The organism is Pseudomonas sp. NFACC32-1 (assembly GCF_900101215.1).
In the GTDB taxonomy this organism is placed as follows: Bacteria; Pseudomonadota; Gammaproteobacteria; order Pseudomonadales; family Pseudomonadaceae; genus Aquipseudomonas.
Window position 1 is genome coordinate 61,712 of the sequence record NZ_FMUL01000004.1, and the last position, 20,989, is coordinate 82,700.

The window sequence follows — 20,989 nt, forward strand, 5'->3', positions numbered from 1 at the left end:
GAATCTGCGCGTCATAGGGGCCTGCCTCCGTGGCTTGCCTCCCCTGCGGCGTTTGTTCGCCAACCGTTTGAAAATCTTCATCGCCCTCCGGCAAGCCGTTTTTCTGCCTAGACTCAGATTGTTTCGCCGTGCACCGCGTTTTGAATGAGCCGTACGAAAAAAATAAAACCAAGAGGAAGTCCTGCCATGTTCAAACCTGTATGGAAAGCGCTCGTCTGCATGTTGGCCCTCAGTGCGTTGAGCACGGTCATGGCCGCAGATCCGGTGGTCATCAAGTTTTCCCATGTGGTCGCCGAGCAGACGCCCAAAGGCCAAGGCGCGCTGATGTTCAAGAAACTCGTGGAAGAGCGGCTGCCAGGCAAGGTGAAGGTGGAGGTCTACCCCAACTCCTCGCTGTTCGGCGACGGCAAGGAAATGGAAGCCCTGCTGTTGGGGGACGTGCAGATGATTGCGCCCTCGCTGGCCAAGTTCGAGCAGTACACCAAGACGGTGCAGTTGTTCGACCTGCCGTTCCTGTTCGATGACATTGCCGCGGTGGACCGTTTTCAGTTGAGCCCCGAGGGGCAGAAGTTGCTCAAGTCCATGGAGAGCAAGAACATCACGGGTCTGGCTTATTGGCACAACGGGATGAAACAGTTGTCGGCCAACAAACCGCTGCGCGAACCCAAGGATGCGCGTGGCCTGAAATTCAGGGTACAGGCTTCGGCTGTTCTGGAGGAGCAGTTCAAGGCCGTCAATGCCAACCCGCGCAAGATGAGTTTTGCCGAGGTGTACCAAGGGTTGCAGACCGGTGTGGTCAACGGTGCGGAAAACCCGTACTCGAACATCTACAGCCAGAAAATGCATGAAGTGCAGAAGTACATCACCGAGTCCAACCACGGCTTACTCGACTACATGCTGATCACCAACACCAAGTTCTGGAACGACCTGCCGGCTGACATCCGCACTGAGCTGGACAAGATCCTGGTCGAAGTCACTGCCCACGTGAACAAGGAAGCGGCGCAACTGAACGAGCACGACAAGCAGCGCATCCTCGACGCCAAGACCACCGAGATCATTACGCTCACCCCGCAAGAGCGCAACGCATGGCGCGACAAGATGAAGCCGGTGTGGAAAAAGTTCGAAAGCGATATCGGCGCTGACCTGATCAAGGCGGCCGAAGCCTCCAACAAGGCCCAGTGATTGGTTGGCCGCGCTGCCGTCCGGCAGCGTCGGCCTGTCGTCGTCTTCCACAGCAGAGGTCACGCCATGAACGCCCTTCGGCGCACCTGGGAACATTTCGAGGAAGGGTTCATCGCCTTCCTCCTCGCCGCCATGACGCTGGTTACCTTCGTCTATGTGGTGCTCAACAATCTCTACAGCGTCTTCTACAGCCTGGGTGACCGTTGGCCGGGCGCCAGTGAGCTGCTGTTCGCCACGGGCGATTCCATCATGGCCATGGCTCAGGCCATGACCTGGAGCACGTCCCTGACCAAGGCACTGTTTGGTTGGCTGATTTTTTTCGGGCTGTCCTACGGTGTCCGCACCGCCGGGCACATCGGTGTCGATGCGTTGGTGAAACTGGCCAGCAAGCCGGTGCAACGCTTCATCGGTGTCATCGCTTGCCTGTGCTGCCTCGCTTACGCCGGGTTGCTGGCGGTGGCGAGCTTCGAATGGATCAACACCCTGATGATTGCCCAGATCGGCGCCGAGGACCTGGGCCATTTCGGCATCATGCAATGGCACATCGGCCTGATCGTGCCGGTCGGCTTCGCCCTGGTGTTCATCCGGTTCGCCGAAATTCTTGTCCGGATCCTGGGCAATCGCCAGACGGGCCTGGGCCTGGCCGATGAAGCGGCCGAAGCCGTCAAGCTGACCGAACACGAGGAAGACAGACCATGACCATTGCCTTCCTGTTCGTGGCGCTGTTCGTGCTGATGTTCATCGGCGTGCCCATTGCGATTTCGTTGGGGTTGGCCGGTTCGCTGACCATCATCTTCTTCAGCCCCGACTCGGTGCGTTCGCTGGCGATCAAGCTGTTCGAAACGTCCGAACACTATACGTTGCTGGCGATTCCATTCTTCCTGCTGGCGGGTGCGTTCATGACCACGGGCGGCGTGGCACGAAGGCTGATCGATTTCGCCAACGCCTGCGTCGGACATATCCGTGGCGGGCTGGCGATCGCGGCGGTGCTGGCGTGCATGCTGTTTGCGGCACTCTCGGGCTCCAGCCCGGCAACCGTGGCGGCGGTTGGCTCCATCGCCATTGCGGGGATGGTGCGCTCGGGTTATCCACAGGCGTTTGGTGCGGGCATCGTGTGCAATGCCGGCACCCTGGGGATATTGATCCCGCCATCGATCGTCATGGTGGTCTATGCCGCCGCGACAGAAACGTCGGTGGGCAAGCTGTTCATGGCCGGTGTCGTCCCAGGCCTGCTGCTGGGGTTTGCATTGATGGTGGCGATCTACATCGTCGCGGTGAAGAAAAACCTGCCGGCCATGCCCAGGGCGACACTGCGGGAGTGGCTGAGCACCGCGCGCCAGGCGATCTGGGGCCTGTTGCTGATGGTCATCATTCTTGGCGGGATCTATTCAGGAATGTTCACACCGACCGAGGCGGCCGCCGTGGCTGCGGTGTACTCGGCGTTCATCGCATTGTTCGTCTACAAGGACCTCTCGTTCCGCGAGACGCCCAAGGTGCTGCTGGAATCGGCCAAGTTGAGCATCATGCTGATGTTCATCATCGCCAACGCCATGCTCTTCGCTCATGTGCTGACCACCGAGCAATTGCCGCAGCAAATCACCGCGTGGGTGCTCGATGCCGGCCTGACCCCCGTGACGTTCCTGCTGGTGGTGAACATCGTGCTGCTGATTGCCGGTGCGTTCATGGAGCCTTCGGCGATCATCCTGATCCTGGCACCGATCCTGTTTCCCATCGCCATGAAGCTGGGCATAGATCCGATCCACCTGGGCATCATCATGGTCGTGAACCTGGAAATCGGCTTGATCACGCCGCCGGTGGGGCTGAACCTGTTCGTCACGTCGGCCGTGACCGGCATGTCCCTGCCCGCCACCATTCGGGCGGCCATGCCCTGGTTGATGATTCTGCTGGCGTTCCTGGTCCTGATTACCTATGTGCCGTGGATTTCCCTGGTGCTGCCTAACTGGATGGGCATGAGCTGAGCCTGATTCTGTCGGGAGACCGGCCTGCGGGCCGCTACACAGCATAACGCTTGGAAATAAGCGTTATTCGAAAGTGGTCTGTAGGTTCAGGGCATTCTGCCTCGGGTTGCGCGTCCTAATCCTTAGGAGCCAGCCTCTAGGGGAGTGGTATCCCGGATGCCGTCGGGTCACGGCTTCATTTCAGACAAGAGGAATCGGCTATGAACAGGTTTCTGCACATGATGTTCGTATTGAAAGTGCTGGTGATGCTGTCCCTCGGTTCATCGCTCGCCTGGGCCGAGTGCGATGAACATGACAAGCAGGCGCTCAATGGCCAGGTGACGCAGGGCGCGATGATGATCGCGACGAATGACGAAGGGACATCCGGCGATACGGACGATGACGACTCGTCCATCGATACGGATGAAGAGGGCGATAGCCAGACCTGATCCAGGCGTCGCGGTTCGCTGCTTTCAATAAAAAACGCCCTGGTAACAGGGCGTTTTTTATGTGTGCGTCCGGGTAAACCCATCATTCACTGTCAGGTCTGACAGTAGACGCTTGTGCGGTTGGCTCTTATAACTCGAATGCGATTCAGCTGGGAGTGGAGAGCAGAAAAATGAGCATCAACGACCAATCAGCACAAGCGATGGGATACTTGAAGGGATGGGTAGGCGGCGTCGCGTTTGATTCAACTTCGCTCACGTTGATGGCTGACGAGAGCAGTGAGGATTTTGTGATCCAGGCCAGTTGGAGAGGCGGCGATGGGCGTCAGAGAGAGCTGATCTTCTATATTCCCGAGCGCGGTCGGGAGCCGAAGGTCTATCGGTTTCCTTCTATTGAAGGCGCGGGCGCCTACTATGAGATCGCGGGAGAGCGAACCATGGACTGGCAGGGCGGTTCCATTACCCGGGAGCGGGTGGATTTTACGTCGTCCGACTCAGCGCAATGGCAGGTGCTGCTGGGGTTCAATTTTGAAGTCAATCTCGATGGGCAGGCTGTGTGGATTAAAGGAGAGGGGCAGGCCATTGGGGCATCGCCCTGGGGTAAGAGCATGCGTCAGCGGTTTGCCTTGGCCTGAACCCTGTGGCGAGGGGATTCATCCCCGCTGGGCTGCAAAGCAGCCCCCAAAACTTCAGACATGATTTTTGTCTGGAACATTGAATGGTCAGTTTTCAGGGGGGCTGCGCAGCCCAACGGGGATGAATCCCCTCGCCACAAGGGCGGTGTGTCATTGATAGACAATACCGCCCTTCCAATCAGGCTCTTATGCCGCACCGCCGAGGAACTGCTCGGCGTAGTGACACGCTACCTGACGGTTATCCAGCAGGCGCAGGGCCGGCTCTTCGGTCTTGCAGCGCTCGGTGGCGTAAGGGCAGCGCTTGTGGAAGGCGCAGCCGGGTGGCGGGTTGAGCGGGTTGGGCAGCTCGCCGACGATCTTGATCTTCGGCTTGTTCGGGTCCGGATGGATGGTCGGGGTAGCCGACAGCAGCGCCTGGGTATACGGGTGCAGCGGGCGGCTGTAGATGGCTTCCTTGGGGCCCATTTCCACCGGACGGCCGAGGTACATCACCATCACATCGTCAGCGACGTGCTGCACCACCGCCAGGTTGTGGGAAATGAACACATAGGCGGTGTTGAATTCCTGCTGCAGGTCCATGAACAGGTTCAGCACCTGGGCCTGGATCGACACGTCCAGGGCCGAAGTCGGTTCGTCCGCCACCAGTACCTTAGGCTGCAGCATCATGGCGCGGGCCAGGGCGATGCGCTGGCGCTGGCCGCCGGAGAACATGTGCGGATAGCGCTGGTAATGCTCGGGGCGCAGGCCCACCTGCTTCATCATCGCCTGGACTTTTTCCCGCCGTTCGGAAGCCGACAGGCTGGTGTTGATCAACAACGGCTCGGCCAGCTGATCGCCGATCTTCTGCCGTGGGTTGAGGGACGCATAGGGGCTCTGGAACACCATCTGCACGTCCTTGCGCAACTGCTTGCGCTCGGCCTTGTTGGCGCCGGCCACTTCCTGCCCGGCGATTTTCAGGGAACCGGCGGTCGGCTCCTCGATCAGCGTCAGGGCCCGGGCGAGGGTGGATTTGCCGCAACCGGATTCGCCCACCACGGCCAGGGTCTTGCCGGCCTCCAGTTCGAACGACACGCCATTGAGGGCGCGCACGGTGGCGTGGCCCTTGAACATGCCGCGGGACACTTCGTAGTGACGGGTCAGGTCACGGGCGGTAAGTACGACGGCCATCACGCCACCTCCTGGTTCAACGGGTAGAAGCAGCGGGCGAGGCTGTTGGTTTTCGGGTCGAGGGCGGGACGTTGCTGGCGGCAGTTATCCTGCACGTACGGACAGCGCGGCGACAGCAGGCAGCCCTGGGGACGGTCGTAGCGACCGGGGACGATGCCCGGCAGTGTGGCCAGGCGCTCGGCACCCATGCTGTGTTCCGGAATCGCCGCCAGCAACGCTTCGCTGTACGGGTGGGCGGGAATGTCGAACAACTGCGGGACCTTGCCCACTTCCACGGCCTGCCCGGCATACATCACGCACACGCGCTGGGCGGTTTCGGCCACCACGGCTAGGTCGTGGGTAATCAGCACGAGACCCATGTTCTGCTCTTTCTGCAACGCCAGCAGCAGGTCCATGATCTGGGCCTGGATGGTCACGTCCAGGGCGGTGGTGGGTTCGTCGGCGATCAGCAGCTTCGGTTCGCCGGCGATGGCCATGGCAATCGCCACGCGCTGGCTCATGCCACCGGACAGTTGGTGAGGGTAGGCGTCCATGCGGTTGGCGGCGCCGGGGATCTCGACTTTTTCCAGCAGTTCGATGGCGCGCTTGCGGGCCGCCTTGCCGGTCATCTTCAGGTGCAGGCGCAGCACTTCCTCGATCTGGAAACCCACGGTATAGCTGGGGTTGAGCGCGGTCATCGGGTCCTGGAACACCATCGCCAGGTCCTTGCCGACAATCTGCCGACGCTGGCGGCTGTTGAGCTTGAGCATGTTCTTGCCGTCGAAGTTCAGCGCGTCGGCCGTGACGATACCGGGATGATCGATCAGACCCATCAACGCCATCATGGTCACGGACTTGCCGGATCCCGACTCGCCGACGATGGCCAGCACTTCACCCTTTTCCACGGTCAGGTCCAGGCCGTCGACCACTGGAACGGCGTTGGCATCGCCGAAGCGGACGTTGAGATTCTTGATTTCTAGCAGTGACATGGGAATCTCCTCAGGCGGCATTCTTGAGTTTCGGGTCCAGCGCATCGCGCAGGCCGTCGCCCATCAGGTTGATTGCCAGCACGCTGAGCAAAATGGTCAAACCGGGCAGGCTCACCACCCACCAGGCGCGTTCGATGTAGTCGCGGGCCGAAGCCAGCATGGTGCCCCACTCCGGGGTGGGCGGCTGGACGCCAAGGCCGAGGAAGCCCAGGGCGGCGGCGTCGAGGATCGCCGAGGAGAAGCTCAGGGTGGCCTGGACGATCAGCGGCGCCATGCAGTTGGGCAGCACGGTGATGAACATCAGGCGCGGCAGGCCGGCACCGGCCAGGCGTGCGGCGGTCACGTAGTCGCGGTTCAGTTCGCCCATCACCGCGGCGCGGGTCAGGCGCACGTAGGACGGCAGGGAAACGATGGCGATGGCGATCACGGTGTTGATCAGGCCTGGGCCGAGGATGGCGACGATGGCCACGGCCAGCAGCAGCGAAGGCAGGGCCAGCATGATGTCCATCAGGCGCATGATGGTCGGGCCGAGGACCCGCGGGAAGAACCCGGCGAACAGCCCCAGCAGGATGCCCGGGATCAGCGACATCACCACCGACGACAAACCGATCAGCAGCGACAGGCGCGAACCCTGGATCAGGCGCGACAGCAGGTCGCGACCCAGTTCGTCGGTGCCCAGCAGGAACTGGATCTGCCCGCCTTCGAGCCAGGCCGGCGGAGTCAGCAGGAAGTCGCGGTACTGCTCGCTCGGGTCATGGGGGGCGACCCAAGGCGCGAAGATCGCGCAGAACACCACCAGGATCATGAACATCAGCCCGGCCACGGCGCCCTTGTTGCGGGAAAACGCCTGCCAGAACTCTTTGTAGGGGGACGGGTACAGCAGGCTTTGATCGACTGCTACCGAGGTAGTTGGAGTACTCATTGATTTGATCTCAGCGCTGGTGACGGATACGTGGGTTGGCAAAGCCGTAGAGGATGTCCACGACGAAGTTGACCAGAATCACCAGGCAGGCGATTAACAGGATGCCGTTCTGCACCACGGGATAATCCCGGGCGCCGATGGCTTCGATCAGCCACTTGCCGATGCCCGGCCAGGAGAAGATCGTTTCGGTCAGGACCGCGCCGGCCAGCAGGGTGCCGACTTGCAGGCCGACCACGGTCAGTACCGGGATCAGCGCGTTGCGCAGGCCGTGGACGAATACCACGCGCGCCGGCGAAAGGCCTTTGGCCCGGGCGGTACGGATGTAGTCCTCGCGCAGCACTTCCAGCATCGAGGAGCGGGTCATCCGGGCGATCACCGCCAGCGGAATGGTGCCCAGCACGATGGCCGGCAGGATCAGGTGGTGCAAGGCATCGAGGAAGGCGCCCGGCTCATCGGCCAGCAAGGTGTCGATCAGCATGAAGCCGGTTTTCGGCTCGATGTCGTAGAGCAGGTCGATCCGTCCGGACACCGGGGTCCAGCCCAGGGACACCGAGAAGAACATGATCAGGATCAGGCCCCACCAGAAGATCGGCATGGAATAACCCGCCAGGGAGACGCCCATCACCCCATGGTCGAACAGGGACCCTCGCTTGAGTGCCGCGATCACCCCGGCCAGCAGGCCCAGGATACCGGCGAACAACAGGGCGGCCATGGACAGTTCCAGGGTCGCGGGAAACAGGGAGCTGAACTCGGTCCATACGCTTTCACGGGTGCGCAGCGATTCGCCGAGATCGCCGTGGGCCAGTTTGCCGATGTAGTCCAGGTACTGGGCGTACAGCGGCTTGTTCAGGCCAAGGCGTTCCATTGCCTGAGCATGCATTTCGGGATCGACCCGACGTTCGCCCATCATCACTTCCACGGGGTCGCCGGGGATCATGCGAATCAACGCGAAGGTCAGCAAGGTGATGCCGAAGAACGTGGGGATCAATAATCCCAGTCGGCGGGCAATAAAACTAAACATCTTCAGGTGTACCTCATCAGCCGGTTAGGCGTGCCCGGCAGCCCTGGGGTCAGGGATGCCGGGGCATCTTCTTATCTACTTCACCTGGGTGGTGGCGAAGTTATTGGTGGTGAGCGGGCTAATGGAGTAGCCCTCTACGTTCTTGCGCATTGCCGTGAACATCCGGGTGTGGGCCATGCTGATCCATGGCTGGTCCTGGTTGAAAATCACCTGGGCCTGTTCATAGAGCTTGATCCGCTCTTCGGGGTTCACTGTGGCGCGGGCCTGGTCGATCAGCGCCTGGAATTTCTCGTTGCACCAGCGGGCGTAGTTTTCGCCGTTCTTGGCCGCCTCGCAACTGAGCATAGGCGTCAGGAAGTTATCCGGGTCGCCGTTGTCGCCCGCCCATCCGGCGGACACCATGTCGTGCTCGCCGTTTTTCGCGCGCTTGAGCATTTCGCCCCATTCCATCACACGGATGTCCACCTTGAGCCCGATCTTGGCCAGGTCGGCCTGCATCATCTGTGCGCCGAGCATCGGGTTGGGGTTGGTCGGGCCGCCACCGTTGCGGGTGAACAGGGTCAGCACGGTGCCTTCCGGCACGCCGGCTTCCTTGAGCAACTGGCGGGCCTTGTCCAGGTCCCGCGGCGGGTTCTTCAGCTCATGATTGAAGCCCAGCAGTGTCGGCGGGTACGGGTTGACGCCGACGGTGGCGTTGCCTTTGCCGAACAGGGCATTGACGTAGGCTTCCTTGTCGAAGGCGATGTCGATGGCCTTGCGGACCCGGACGTCGCTCAGGTACTTGTGCTGGGTGTTCATGGCAACGTAGGACACGGTCATGGCGTCCAGTTCATCGACTTTCAGGTTGGGGTCTTTCTTGATGCTTGGAATGTCATCGGGCTTGGGATACAGCGCGACCTGGCATTCGTTGGCCTTGAGTTTCTGCAGGCGGACGTTGTTGTCGGTGGCGATGGCCAGTACCAGGGCATCGGCCGGCGGCTTGCCGCGGAAATAATCCGGGTTGGCCTTGAAGCGTACCTGGGCATCCTTGTTGTAGCGCTGGAAGACGAACGGCCCGGTGCCCACCGGCTTGCTGTTGAGATCGCCGGTCTTGCCGGACTTGAGCAACTGATCGGCGTATTCGGCCGGGTAGATCGAGGAGAAGGCCATGGCGATGTCGGCCAGGAACGGCGCTTCGCGACGGGTCAGGCTGAACTTGACCGTGTGTTCGTCGACTTTCTCGACGCTTTTGAGCAGCTCTTTGAAACCCATGCTTTCAAAGTAGGGGAAGCCCACGCTCGACAGCTTGTGCCACGGGTGGTTCGGGTCCAGCTGGCGCTGGAAACTCCAGACCACGTCGTCGGCGTTCATGTCGCGGGTCGGCTTGAAGTATTCGGTGGTGTGGAACTTGACGCCCTTGCGCAGGTGGAAGGTGTACGTCAGGCCATCGTCACTGATGTCCCAGGATTCGGCCAGGGCCGGAATCACTTCGGTGGTGCCGGGCTTGAAGTCGGCCAGGCGGTTGAAAATGGTTTCTGCCACGGCGTCGGCAGTGACTGCAGTCGTGTACTGGACCATGTCGAAGCCTTCCGGGCTGGCTTCTGTGCAAACCACGAGGGGCTTGGCCGTGGCGCCAACGGCGACACTCAGCAACGCGGCGGCGATGGCTGCGCGTAGGGGAATCATGTTCATCGTCAAATCCTCTGCAATCGATGTAACGGTAAAGCCGGGCGGCCGACCTCGTGAGTCGACCGCCCGGCGCAGGGTTTACAGAATGTTGAACGGGATGGTGGTGACCAGGCGGAACTCGTTGAGGCTGCCGTCGGCCTGGTTTTCACTGGCGCGGTGGGCAGTATAGGTCGCTCGGATAGCAGTGGCTTTCAGAGGGCCGCTCTGCACGGCATAGGACGCGCCGATGCCGTATTCGTAGTGGTGTTCACCGTCCATCGCCCGCACATCGCTATATCCGGTGCTGTTGTAGTGGGTACCGTCGATACCCCAGCCGCGCGCCTGGTAGATGTTGAACTTCAGGCCAGGCACGCCGTACTCGGCCATGTTCAGGCCGTAGGCGATCTGGAAGGATTTCTCGTTCGGGCCGTTGAAGTCCGACAGCAGGGAGTTGGCCAGGTAGATGCCGTTGGTCTCGTGCAGGTAGTCGAAGTACTCGTTGCCGTTCACTTCCTGGTAGGAGAACGTCAGGCTGTGGGCCTGGTGGGTCAGTCCGAACGACAGGGAGTAGGTGTCGTTGTCGATCTCGCCCAGCTTGCTTTTGCCCGAGTCCACGGTCTTGTAGTAGTTCAGGCCGGTGGTCAGGCTCAGCACCGAGCTGTCCCCCAGCTCATGGGTGGCGCCAAAGTAGTACTGGTTCCACATGTCCTCGGCTTCGGTTGCCCAGAGACTGGTCTTCAGGCTGGCCAGTGGCTGGTAGGTGATACCGGCGGTGTTGACGTGATCGGTCTCGACACTGCTGTCGCCGTATTCGGAGCGGAACTTGCGCTGGCTCTGTTCGGTACGTGGCGAGTTACGGTCGAAGGTGGCGATATCGAAAGCCAGGTTCTCGAACTCTTCACTGTGCAGGCTCACACCCTGGAAGCTGGAGGGCAGTGCACGGTTGCCGATGACGTCGACCATCGGGCTGCTGAAGTTCTGGCGGCCGGCGGTCAGGGTGGTATTGGAAACGCGCGCCTTGACGTTGGCCAGGCCCAGTTTGCTCCATTGGCCGACGGCGTCGCCGCCTTCACGGGTCAGCGTACGGTTGTTGCCGGCGCCAGGACGGGTGGTCGGGGCACCGCCGTTGTTGGACGCCAGGTCCTTGCGGTCCTGGTCCAGGGCGATGGCGTTGTAGGCCGCCAATTCGGTGCTGAAGCCCACGGTACCTTCGGTGAAACCGGAGTTGTACTTGACGATGGTGCCTTGTACCCAGTTGATGCGGCGGTCGGTCTCACGGGCTTCGCCGTTCTTGCGATAGGTGAGTTTCGTACCGCGCTTGAACTGCTCGTTGGCATACCAGTTACGGGTAGTGCCGGTCACCGATTGCCCTTCGATGAAACCAGTGGCTTCACTTTGCGCGCTGGTGGTCTTGAGGGTCACGGGAGTGACCGCCTGGCTCTGCGACTCCGCATAGGCGGTCGCGGTAACGCTGCTGATGGCCAGGGCCAGTAACGCGCTGCTGCTTAATTTCATTGTGAAGCTCCTTTTTCTTTCTTTATTTAACGCCGGTCTTTTTTGGTGATACGGCTTTGGTTTTACAACTCATCACAGTTCGCAAACGTTTGCTGGGTGTCTGAATGGCGAATTCAGGCAAAACGGCTGCATGAGGGTCCCGCAAGGGACCCCCGCCAATGCATGGTTGGGTTATGGCGCCAGGCTGACGCCGGAGAACACGTTGCGCCCGAAGGGGCTGACCTTGAATCCTTCGACTTTGGCGCTCAACGGCTGGTTGACCGTCGAGTGAGCGACAGGGGTGATCGGCACTTGCTGCTTGAGCAACTGCTGGGCCTGTTTGTAGAGCACGGTGCGCTGGTCGCGGTCGGTGACGACCTTGGCCTGCTTGATCAGCTTGTCGTAGTCCTGGTCGCACCACATGGAGTAGTTGTTGCCACCGATGGCATCACAGCTGTACAGCGTGCCGAGCCAGTTGTCCGGGTCCCCGTTGTCGCCCGTCCAGCCGATCAGGCTGATGTCGTGTTCGCCGTTCTTGGTGCGCTTGATGTACTCGCCCCATTCGTAGCTGACGATCTTCACTTTCAAGCCGATCTTCGCCCAGTCGGCCTGGAGCATCTCGGCCATCAGCTTGGCGTTGGGGTTGTAGGGGCGCTGCACGGGCATGGCCCACAGGGTGATTTCGGTGCCTTCCTTGACCCCGGCGGCCTTGAGCAGCTCCTTGGCTTTTTCCGGGTTGTAGGGCGCGTCCTTGATGGTGTCGTCGTAGGACCACTGGGTCGGTGGCATGGCGTTCTGTGCCAGTTGCCCCGCGCCCTGGTACACGGCATTGAGGATGCCCTGCTTGTTCACCGCCATGTCCAGTGCCCGGCGTACTTCGACCTGGTCGAACGGTTTGTGGCGAGTGTTATAGGCGATATAGCCAAGGTTGAAGCCGGGTCGTTCGATCAACTGCAGCTTGGGGTCGTTCTTCAGCGCCGGCACGTCGGCCGGGCGCGGATGCAGGGTGACCTGGCATTCGTTGGCCTTGAGCTTCTGCACCCGCACCGAAGCGTCGGTGTTGATGGAGAAGATCAGGTTGTTCAGCTTGACCCGCTCCGGCGCCCAGTACTGCTTGTTGGCCACGTAGCGGATGTTGGAATCCTTCTGGTAGCTCTTGAACTCGAAAGGCCCGGTGCCGATGGGTTTCTGGTTGATGTCGCTCGGCTTGCCGTTCTTGAGCAACTGGTCGGCGTACTCGGCCGACAGGATCGAGGCGAAGCTCATGGCGATGTTCTGGATGAACGCGGCGTCCACGCTGTTGAGGGTCATGACCACCGTCAACGGCCCGGTCTTTTCCACCTTGGCGATGTTCTTGTTCAGGCTCATGCCGTTGAAATAGGGGAACTCGGTGGGGTAGGCCTTGCGGAACGGGTGCTGCGGATCGAGCATGCGGGTGAAGGTGAACACCACGTCGTCGGCGTTGAAATCCCGGGTCGGGGTGAAGTAGTCGGTGGTATGGAATTTCACGCCTTCGCGCAGGTGGAAGGTGTATTTCAAGCCGTCTTCGGAAATGTCCCAGCTCGTCGCCAGGCCTGGGACGACATTGGTCGCGCCCTTTTCAAACTCGGCCAGGCGGTTGTACAGCGGTTCGGCGGCATCGTTGTCGGTGGCGGTGGTGTATTGCGCCGTGTCGAAGCCGGCGGGACTGCCTTCGGAGCAGAACACCAGGCTGCCGTTGGCGGCCAGGGCCGCGGATGTCGTGGCCAGCAGGCCGGTACTCAGCAATGCGGATAAAACCAGGGTATGGCGCATGACGCTCCCTCTCTCGTTCGGGGTGTTTGACAGTGAGGCGGCAACCTTCCGAAGGGCCGGGTCACTGGGTTCATTCCATTGCGTGCAGCGATGACACAGGTGCCGGCAGATCGACCAGGATTCGACGGTATGAGTCGCGAGCCGGGTCGTAAATGCGTAACGCCTGAAAGACTTGTAAGAAAGGGCGATAGTCCTGGTCTTGCTGTCAGGCTTGCAAAAGTGCAGCCTGGGACAGGGCCTGAGGGACGTAGGCGATTTCCTGGGTCTCGGCAGATAAAGCAACGGCGACGTCAAGAAACGTCGCCGTTGCATACCTTATTTGTCGACGCTGACACCGTAGAAGGAGTTCAAGCCAAACGGGCTGATCTTGAAGTCCTGCACATTGGTGCGCATGGGTTGGAACACCGTAGAGTGAGCGATAGGTGTCATCGGCACCGCATCCTTGAGGATGTGTTGTGCCTGTTTGTACAGCTCGGTGCGCTTGGACTGGTCCGAAGTGCGCTTGGCCTGCTTGACGATGTCGTCGAACTTCTTGTCGCACCACTTGGAGAAGTTGTTGCCCTGCAGCGAGTCGCAACCGAACAGCACGTTGAGCCAGTTGTCCGGGTCACCGTTGTCGCCACTCCAGCCGATCAGCATCGCGCCGTTCTCGCCGCCCTTGGAACGCTTGATGTACTCGCCCCACTCGTAGGTCACGATCTTGGCCTTGATGCCGATCTTGGCCCAGTCGGACTGCAGCATTTCGGCCATCAGCTTGGCGTTCGGGTTGTAGGGGCGCTGGACCGGCATCGCCCACAGGGTGATCTCGGTGCCTTCCTTGATGCCCGCTTCCTTGAGCAGTTCCTTGGCTTTCTCGGGGTTGTACTGCGCATCCTTGATGGTGGTGTCGTAGGACCACTGGGTAGGCGGCATGGCATTGACGGCCAGTTGGCCGGCGCCCTGGTACACCGAATCGATGATCTGCTGCTTGTTGACGGCCATGTCCAGTGCCTGGCGCACCTTCAGCTGGGCCATCGGGTTGGGCTGGTCGCTGCCCTTGATCTTGTCCATCACGTTGTAGGCGATGTAGCCCAGGTTGAAGCCCGGTTGGTCCGGCATCTTCAGGTTCTTGTCTTCACGGATGGCCTTGAGATCGGCCGGACGCGGGAAGAGGGTGACCTGGCATTCGTTTTTCTTCAGCTTCTGGATACGCACCGACGGGTCGGTGGTGATGGCGAAGATCAGGTTGTCGATCTTCACGTCATCCGGGTTCCAGTATTCCTTGTTGCCGGTGAAGCGGATGTTCGAGTCTTTCTGGTAGCTCTTGAAGACGAACGGACCAGTGCCGATGGGCTTCTGGTTGATGTCGGCGGGCTTGCCTTCCTTGAGCAGCTGGGCGGCGTATTCGGCCGACTGGATGGAGGCGAAGTGCATGGCCATGTTCTGGATGAACGCAGCGTCGACGGCATTGAGGGTGAACCTGACGGTCTTGTCGTCCAGCTTCTCGACCTTGGCGATGTTGGTGTCCATGCCCATGTCGGTGAAGTACGGGAATTCGGTCGGGTACGCCTTACGGAACGGATCGTCCTTGCTGATCATGCGGTTGAAGGTGAACAGCACGTCATCGGCGTTGAAGGTACGGGTCGGCTTGAAGTACGGGGTCGTATGGAACTTGACGCCTTCACGCAGGTGGAAGGTGTAGGTCAGGCCATCTTCGGAAATGTCCCACTTGGTCGCCAGGCCCGGGATCACGGCGGTACCGCCACGCTCGAACTGGGTCAGACGGTTGAAGATGGTTTCGGCTGAGGCGTCGAAGTCGGTTCCGGTGGTGTATTGACCCGGGTCGAAACCGGCCGGGCTGCCCTCGGAGCAGAACACCAGGTTAGCCGCCGCTTGGGCGAAGGGTGCGCTGGCTAATAAGCTGGCGCCGACTAAAAACGGAATGACCGCGTGTTTAAGCATGTTGGCCTCATGATTTGTTGTCATTTTTGGATTTGAGGGCGACCTCGTGAGTCGTCCTGCGGATACTTATGCAGGCCCCATACCCAATGCAAGATCCAGAGCGGTTGCAAATCTGAAACAGTGGCACGAACGTACCTTAATGTCGCATCTGTGTAACTTCTGACGCGGTTGATCGTTTGCGCGGGTTTTTTCGGTGCAAAACGCGCCCTTTATCGGTGCGCGGCGGCGTGGCCGGGCACCGGTTCGGGGCGGGTTTTACTTGTGCAAACCCACGCCGTAGAAGGGTGTCAGGCCAAACGGACTGAGCTTGAAATCCACCACCTGTTTGTTTATCGGTTGGAACACCGTGGAGTTGGCAATGGGGGTGATGGGCACCTGTTGCTTGAGGATCTGCTGCGCCTGGCGATACAGGTCGATCCGTCGCTGGCGGTCGGTGGAGACCTTGGCTTGCTGGACCAGGCGGTCATAGGCCGGGTCGCACCACTTGGCGTAGTTGCTGCCCTTGACCGCCGCGCAACTGTAGAGCACCCCCAGCCAGTTGTCGGGGTCGCCGTTGTCGCCGGTCCAGCCGTAGATCATCGCGTCGTGCTCGCCGTTCTTGGCGCGCTTGATGTACTCGCCCCACTCATAGCTGACGATGTTGGCCTTGATGCCGATCCTGGCCCAATCCTGTTGGATCATCTGCGCCGACATCCGGGCGTTGGGGTTGGAGGCGCGCTGCACCGTCATCGCCCATAAATCGATGGTAGTACCTGGCGCAACCCCGGCCTCCTCGAGGAGCGCCTTGGCCTTGGTCACGTCATGGGGCGCATCGCGTATGGCCGGATCGAACGACCATTGCGCCGGCGGCAAGGCGTTCTGCGCCAGTTGGCCGGCGCCCTGGTAGACAGCCTTGATGATCGCCGGCTTATCGATGGCCATGTCCAGTGCCTGGCGGACCTTGAGCTGGTCCAGGGGCGGGTGCGTGACGTTGTAGGCCAGGAAGCCCAGGTTGAATCCCGGCTGCTTGAGCACTTGCAGGTTGGGGTCCTGTTCCATCACTTCGATGTCGGCCGGACGCGGGTAGCCGCTGACCTGGCATTCGTTGCGCTTGAGCTTCTGCAGGCGCACGGCGGCGTCGGGGGTGATGGAGAAGATCAGGTTGTCGATCCTCACATCCTCGGGTTTCCAGTAGGCCTTGTTGCCGGCGTAGCGGATCTGCGAGTCCTTCTGGTAGCGCTTGAACACGAACGGGCCGGTGCCGACCGGTTTCTGGTTGAGGTCGCCGGCCTTGCCTTCCTTCAATAGCTGCGCGGCGTATTCGGCGGACTGGACCGAGGCGAAACTCATCGCCAGGTTCTGCACGAAGGCCGCATCGACGTTGTTCAAGTCGAAGCGTACGGTGTGCTGGTCGATTTTCTCGACGCGCTTGATCGTGGTGTTCAGGCCCATGTCGGTGAAGTACGGCGACTCGGTGGGGTAGGCCTGGCGGAACGGATGCTGCGGGTCGAGCAGGCGCTGGAAGGTGAACACCACGTCGTCTGCGTTGAACTCGCGGGTGGGGGTGAAATAGTCGGTGGTGTGGAACTTGACGCCCTCGCGCAGGTGGAAGGTGTAGGCCAGGCCGTCGGCCGACACCTCCCAGCTTGTCGCCAGCCCCGGTTCCACCTCGGTGCCACCGCGTCTGAATTGGGTGAGGCGGTTGAAGACGGTTTCGGCCGAGGCGTCGAAGTCGGTACCGCTGGTGTACTGGCTGGGGTCGAATCCGGCGGGGCTGGCTTCGGAGCAGTAGACCAGGGTGGTGGCGGCCTGGGCCATTGGAATGCTGCCGATCAGGGCGAGGGTGAGTAGGAGTGGTTTGAAGGTGGTTCTGTCCATGAAATCCCTTAGCGGTGGTGACGATTTTCCTGAGGGTAGCGGTTGGGGTGGGACGGGGGAAATAGCCAAAAGTGCGAGGGACTGGTGGATTTGGATATACCGTGCAGTGCTTGAAGGCATTTCGTACGAGTCGAGTTGTCCGGCGCAGAGTTTTGAAATTGTACAGAACGTTGTACTATGTGCGCGCTCGGCCGTCATCGCTTTTGCTGGACGACTGAGAAGGCATCGAGGTTTAGCCAAGTGCCAGATTTACCTTGATACCCCCGCTTGCGGCGTGGATTCAAGGACTCCGCTTCTCAGCGGAGGAGACAAGTGCCCCGCTGTTGTTCCGCGGGAAACTCTCAAACCACCAGGGCGGTCCTGGTTTCGCCTGAGCTGGCCTCAGGAGGGAATTAGACGATGCATGTAATAACTTTCAGCCAGGCTCGTGCCGCCCTGAAGCAGACGATGGACGATGTATGCCGAGATCATGAGCCGACGGTCATCACCCGTCAGCGTGGTGATCATGTAGTGATCCTCTCCTTGGAGGACTACAACTCTATGGCCGAGACGATGTATCTGTTAGGTACAGAGTCGAATGCCACGCGCTTACGCCGTTCTGTTGCGCTGCACAAAGCCGGGAAAGCCTTTGCCAGGGAGCTTCCTTTAAATGTCGGCAAAACAGAAACAGAAGAACAAAGCTAACGCCCGCGAGAACGTGGTAATTGCATTTGTGCCAGACGGTTGGGAAGACTACCAATACTGGGACGCAAACGATCCAACCAAACACGCGACGGTAGATGAGCTTATCGAGGCCTGTCTTCGCGACCCATTCAAGGGGGTTGGTCGACCTGAACCGTTGAAAGGGGATTTAACGGGCTATTGGTCACGCCGTATCGACAAAGAGCATCGCTTTGTCTACGCCTATGAGAATGACACGCTGACAGTCATTTCATGTCGCTTCCACTACACGAAGTAATGCCCGACAAAAAGCCCGCGGTTGCGGGCTTTTGTATTTGTGGTGCCTTGAGCGGTGGAGCTCTTGCAGAGGCCCTGCTGCCATTCATCTGACACATTGCGGTGTCAGGGGGGCTGATTGCAGCCCAGCGGGATAAATCCCCTCGCCACAAGGGCTTCTCTGGGCTGATGGCACAGTCAGTCCATCGATTACTGCATCAACACCTCAATCGCCCCATCCGCCGTCATGCTCACTTGACTGGTACCGGGTGCCACTTCCGGCGTCACGGACTCCGCATCCATGGACGCGCCTTTCATCATCATTTGCGGGCGCATGAAGGGTTGTGGATAACCGTTGGTGTTGAGGTTCAGGTTGACGATTTTGTAACCCTTGCCGCCCAAGGCCTCGGTGGCCAGTTGGGCGCGGGCCTTGAAGGCGTTGACCGCGTCCTTGAGCAGGGCGTCTTCGCTGCTCTGGCGGGTGGCGGTGGAGATGGCGAAGTCCATGCCGCCCATTTTCATGTCGGTGAGCAACTCGCCGGTGAGCTTGGACAGGGCGGCGAAGTCGGCGCTTTCCAGGCGCAGTTCGGCGCGTTCGCGCCAGCCGGTGATTTTCTGGCCTTTGCTGTCGTAGATCGGGTAGCTGTTGCGGCTGCCCTGGCGCAGGGTGATGTCCTTGACCTGCTTGGCCTGGCCGATGGCCTTGTTCAGCGTCGTGCTGACGGCGGCGGCGAGCTTGGCCGGGTCGGCGTTCTGGTCCTCGGTGTAGAGGGTGACGATCATCAGGTCACGGGCCACTTCCTGGCTGGCTTCGGCGCGCAGGGAAATCTGGTTGTAGTGAAGCTCGTCGGCGGCCATGGCCGGCAGGCTGGCGACGGTGCCGAGGCTGACGGCGAGCAGGGCGGCGTGGCGACTGAACGTGTGCATGAAAGCTCCTTGGAATGAGGCGCAGGGGTGAGGTCCGGGCCTGCGTGAAGGATAAGACTCTAGCTTTTATGGGCGGGTTCGCACAGTTACAACTTCTATACAGATACCTGCCAGAGTGGGCAGTGTGTCATTTCGAAGCTGTGGCGCTTTGCCGCATAGCTGTCTGTGCCGCCCATGCCTTGGTTATACTCCGTGCGATTCGCCTGGAGCGCTCATCAGGAGAGCTCATGCTCGTCCCTTTGCAAATGACTTCCGCCTCTCGCCAGAACCTCTGGCGCCTGACGTTCATCCGGATCCTGGTCCTGGCCGCCCAGGCCGGCTCGGTAGGGCTTGCCTACTGGTTCGACCTGCTGCCGTTGCCCTGGCTGCAACTGGGGATCACCCTGGCCTGTTCCATGGGGCTGTGCGTGTTGACGGTCATCCGCCTGCGCACGTCCTGGCCGGTGACCGAGTTGGAATACGCGGTGCAACTGGCCTTCGACCTGTTTATCCACAGTGCGCTGCTCTACTTCTCCGGCGGTTCCACCAACCCGTTCGTGTCCTATTACCTGGTGCCGCTGACCATCGCCGCGGTGACCCTGCCGTGGCGTTATTCGCTGATTCTCTCCGGCATCGCCCTGGCGCTGTACACCTTGCTGCTGGCGCGCTTCTATCCGTTGGAAACCTTCCCCATCGCCCGGGAAAACCTGCAGATCTATGGCATGTGGCTGAGTTTCGCCCTGGCCGCGGCGGTCATCACGTTTTTTGCCGCGCGCATGGCCGAAGAACTGCGCCGTCAGGAAGAGCTGCGGGCCATTCGTCGTGAAGAAGGCCTGCGGGACGAACAACTGCTGGCCGTGGCCACCCAGGCGGCTGGCGCTGCCCATGAGCTGGGAACACCGCTGGCGACCATGAGCGTGTTGCTCAAGGAAATGCGCCAGGACCATCCCGACCCGGCCCTGCAGGACGACCTCGGCGTGCTGCAGGACCAGGTCAAGCTCTGCAAGGAAACCCTGCAGTACCTGGTGCGCGCCGCCGAGGCGAACCGCCGGTTGGACATCGACATGCAGGCGGTGACTTTCTGGCTCGACGAGGCCCTGAACCGCTGGCACCTGATGCGTCCGGAAGCCAGTTATCGCTTGCAACACCTGGGCAAGGGCGTGGTACCGCGCATGGCGCCGCCGCCGGACCTGACCCAGGCGTTGCTGAACCTGTTGAACAATGCCGCCGATGCCTGTCCCGACAACCTGGAAGTGGCGCTGGACTGGAACGCCTACGAGATGACCATCTGCATCCGCGACCACGGCGCCGGCGTGCCGCTGGCGATTGCCGAACAGATCGGCAAGCCATTCTTTACCACCAAGGGCAAAGGTTTGGGCCTGGGCCTGTTTTTGAGCAAAGCCAGCGTGACACGCGCCGGCGGCTCGGTGAAACTCTACCCCCATGAGGGAGGCGGCACGCTCACCGAGCTGCGCCTGCCCCGTGCCGACCGAGGAGACGAACATGAGTGACGAGATCCAAGTCGACGGCGAAGAGCTGCCGCACCTGTTGCTGGTTGATGATGACGCCACGTTCACCCGCGTCATGGCCCGCGCCATGTCCCGTCGCGGGTTTCGCGTCAGCACCGCCGGTTCCGCTGAAGAAGGCCTGGCCATCGCCCAGGCCGACCTGCCGGACTATGCGGCCCTGGACCTGAAGATGGACGGCGACTCGGGCCTGGTGCTGCTGCCCAAGCTGCTGGAGCTGGACCCGGAAATGCGCGTGGTGATCCTCACCGGCTATTCGAGCATCGCCACGGCGGTCGAAGCCATCAAGCGCGGCGCCTGCAACTACCTGTGCAAGCCGGCGGACGCCGATGACGTGCTGGCCGCGCTGCTGTCCGAGCATGCCGACCTCGACACCCTGGTGCCGGAAAACCCGATGTCGGTGGATCGCCTGCAATGGGAGCACATCCAGCGGGTGCTGACCGAGCACGAAGGCAATATCTCCGCCACCGCTCGCGCCCTGGGCATGCACCGGCGCACCTTGCAGCGCAAATTGCAGAAGCGTCCGGTGCGCCGCTGAACCAGCGCTGAACGGATGTTCTCCCTCTCGCGATAAATCGGGCCGATGCTC

Annotated in this window: 19 protein-coding genes; 9 read left to right on the plus strand and 10 right to left on the minus strand. The window is 60.8% G+C overall.

All coding sequences use genetic code 11. The annotated features are described in order from the left end of the window. The first annotated feature begins 186 nt into the window (after positions 1-186). From BLP99_RS08200 to BLP99_RS08220, 5 genes are all read left to right on the plus strand, one after another. Positions 187-1,182: a TRAP transporter substrate-binding protein gene (locus BLP99_RS08200; RefSeq protein WP_072388492.1), complete on the plus strand. Its 996-nt coding sequence runs from the start codon at positions 187-189 to the stop codon at positions 1,180-1,182. A 66-nt stretch (positions 1,183-1,248) separates the two neighbouring features. After that, entirely contained in the window at positions 1,249-1,881 is a 633-nt protein-coding gene (locus BLP99_RS08205; protein WP_072388490.1) for a TRAP transporter small permease, read from the plus strand. Then, positions 1,878-3,161, plus strand: coding sequence for a C4-dicarboxylate TRAP transporter large permease protein DctM (dctM, locus tag BLP99_RS08210; protein WP_072388488.1), 1,284 nt, complete (start codon positions 1,878-1,880; stop codon positions 3,159-3,161). Before BLP99_RS08205 ends, dctM begins: the two co-directional genes overlap by 4 nt. Before the next feature lie 200 nt (positions 3,162-3,361). Next, positions 3,362-3,589 (plus strand): hypothetical protein, encoded by a 228-nt coding sequence (locus tag BLP99_RS08215; RefSeq protein WP_072388486.1) that lies wholly within the window; start codon positions 3,362-3,364, stop codon positions 3,587-3,589. A gap of 170 nt (positions 3,590-3,759) precedes the next feature. Beyond that, positions 3,760-4,221: a hypothetical protein gene (locus BLP99_RS08220; protein ID WP_072388484.1), complete on the plus strand. Its 462-nt coding sequence runs from the start codon at positions 3,760-3,762 to the stop codon at positions 4,219-4,221. 186 nt (positions 4,222-4,407) lie between these two features. Here BLP99_RS08220 and BLP99_RS08225 read toward each other — a convergent pair whose 3' ends face one another. The 9 genes from BLP99_RS08225 to BLP99_RS08265 form a co-directional block, all read right to left on the minus strand. Beyond that, positions 4,408-5,388 (minus strand): peptide ABC transporter ATP-binding protein, encoded by a 981-nt coding sequence (locus tag BLP99_RS08225; RefSeq protein WP_072388482.1) that lies wholly within the window; start codon positions 5,386-5,388, stop codon positions 4,408-4,410. Next, entirely contained in the window at positions 5,388-6,356 is a 969-nt protein-coding gene (locus tag BLP99_RS08230) for an ABC transporter ATP-binding protein (RefSeq protein ID WP_072388480.1), read from the minus strand. Before BLP99_RS08230 ends, BLP99_RS08225 begins: the two co-directional genes overlap by 1 nt. 10 nt (positions 6,357-6,366) lie before the next feature. Then, a complete protein-coding gene (locus BLP99_RS08235; protein ID WP_072388478.1) occupies positions 6,367-7,278 on the minus strand; it encodes an ABC transporter permease subunit in 912 nt (303 codons plus the stop codon). A 10-nt stretch (positions 7,279-7,288) separates the two neighbouring features. Then, on the minus strand, positions 7,289-8,299 hold the full coding sequence (locus BLP99_RS08240; RefSeq protein ID WP_072388476.1) for an ABC transporter permease subunit: 1,011 nt from the start codon (positions 8,297-8,299) through the stop codon (positions 7,289-7,291). A 75-nt stretch (positions 8,300-8,374) separates the two neighbouring features. Then, a complete protein-coding gene (locus BLP99_RS08245; protein ID WP_072430746.1) occupies positions 8,375-9,970 on the minus strand; it encodes an ABC transporter substrate-binding protein in 1,596 nt (531 codons plus the stop codon). Positions 9,971-10,045: 75 nt separating this feature from the next. Beyond that, complete coding sequence (locus BLP99_RS08250; RefSeq protein WP_072388472.1) at positions 10,046-11,461, minus strand: OprD family porin; 1,416 nt, start codon at positions 11,459-11,461, stop codon at positions 10,046-10,048. Positions 11,462-11,632: 171 nt separating this feature from the next. Continuing rightward, on the minus strand, positions 11,633-13,234 hold the full coding sequence (locus BLP99_RS08255) for an ABC transporter substrate-binding protein (protein WP_072430747.1): 1,602 nt from the start codon (positions 13,232-13,234) through the stop codon (positions 11,633-11,635). Between the two features lie 315 nt (positions 13,235-13,549). Then, positions 13,550-15,175 (minus strand): ABC transporter substrate-binding protein, encoded by a 1,626-nt coding sequence (locus BLP99_RS08260; protein ID WP_072388468.1) that lies wholly within the window; start codon positions 15,173-15,175, stop codon positions 13,550-13,552. Positions 15,176-15,430: 255 nt separating this feature from the next. Continuing rightward, positions 15,431-17,032, minus strand: a complete 1,602-nt coding sequence (locus tag BLP99_RS08265) for an ABC transporter substrate-binding protein (protein WP_072388466.1) — start codon at positions 17,030-17,032, stop codon at positions 15,431-15,433. A gap of 399 nt (positions 17,033-17,431) precedes the next feature. Between BLP99_RS08265 and BLP99_RS08270 the strand changes: the two genes are divergently transcribed. Then, on the plus strand, positions 17,432-17,716 hold the full coding sequence (locus BLP99_RS08270; protein ID WP_072388464.1) for a type II toxin-antitoxin system Phd/YefM family antitoxin: 285 nt from the start codon (positions 17,432-17,434) through the stop codon (positions 17,714-17,716). Then, positions 17,682-17,990 carry a Txe/YoeB family addiction module toxin gene (locus tag BLP99_RS08275; protein WP_072458692.1) on the plus strand — a complete coding sequence of 103 codons (309 nt, stop codon included), beginning with the start codon at positions 17,682-17,684 and terminating at the stop codon, positions 17,988-17,990. Before BLP99_RS08270 ends, BLP99_RS08275 begins: the two co-directional genes overlap by 35 nt. A 188-nt stretch (positions 17,991-18,178) precedes the next feature. On the opposite strand, the gene BLP99_RS08280 is transcribed toward BLP99_RS08275, so the two are convergent. Then, positions 18,179-18,895, minus strand: a complete 717-nt coding sequence (locus tag BLP99_RS08280) for an SIMPL domain-containing protein (RefSeq protein ID WP_072388460.1) — start codon at positions 18,893-18,895, stop codon at positions 18,179-18,181. Between the two features lie 227 nt (positions 18,896-19,122). On the opposite strand from BLP99_RS08280, the gene BLP99_RS08285 reads away from it, so the two are divergent. Then, complete coding sequence (locus tag BLP99_RS08285; protein ID WP_072388458.1) at positions 19,123-20,385, plus strand: ATP-binding protein; 1,263 nt, start codon at positions 19,123-19,125, stop codon at positions 20,383-20,385. Continuing rightward, positions 20,378-20,938 carry a response regulator transcription factor gene (locus BLP99_RS08290; protein WP_025211826.1) on the plus strand — a complete coding sequence of 187 codons (561 nt, stop codon included), beginning with the start codon at positions 20,378-20,380 and terminating at the stop codon, positions 20,936-20,938. Before BLP99_RS08285 ends, BLP99_RS08290 begins: the two co-directional genes overlap by 8 nt. The last annotated feature ends 51 nt before the right edge of the window (positions 20,939-20,989 follow it).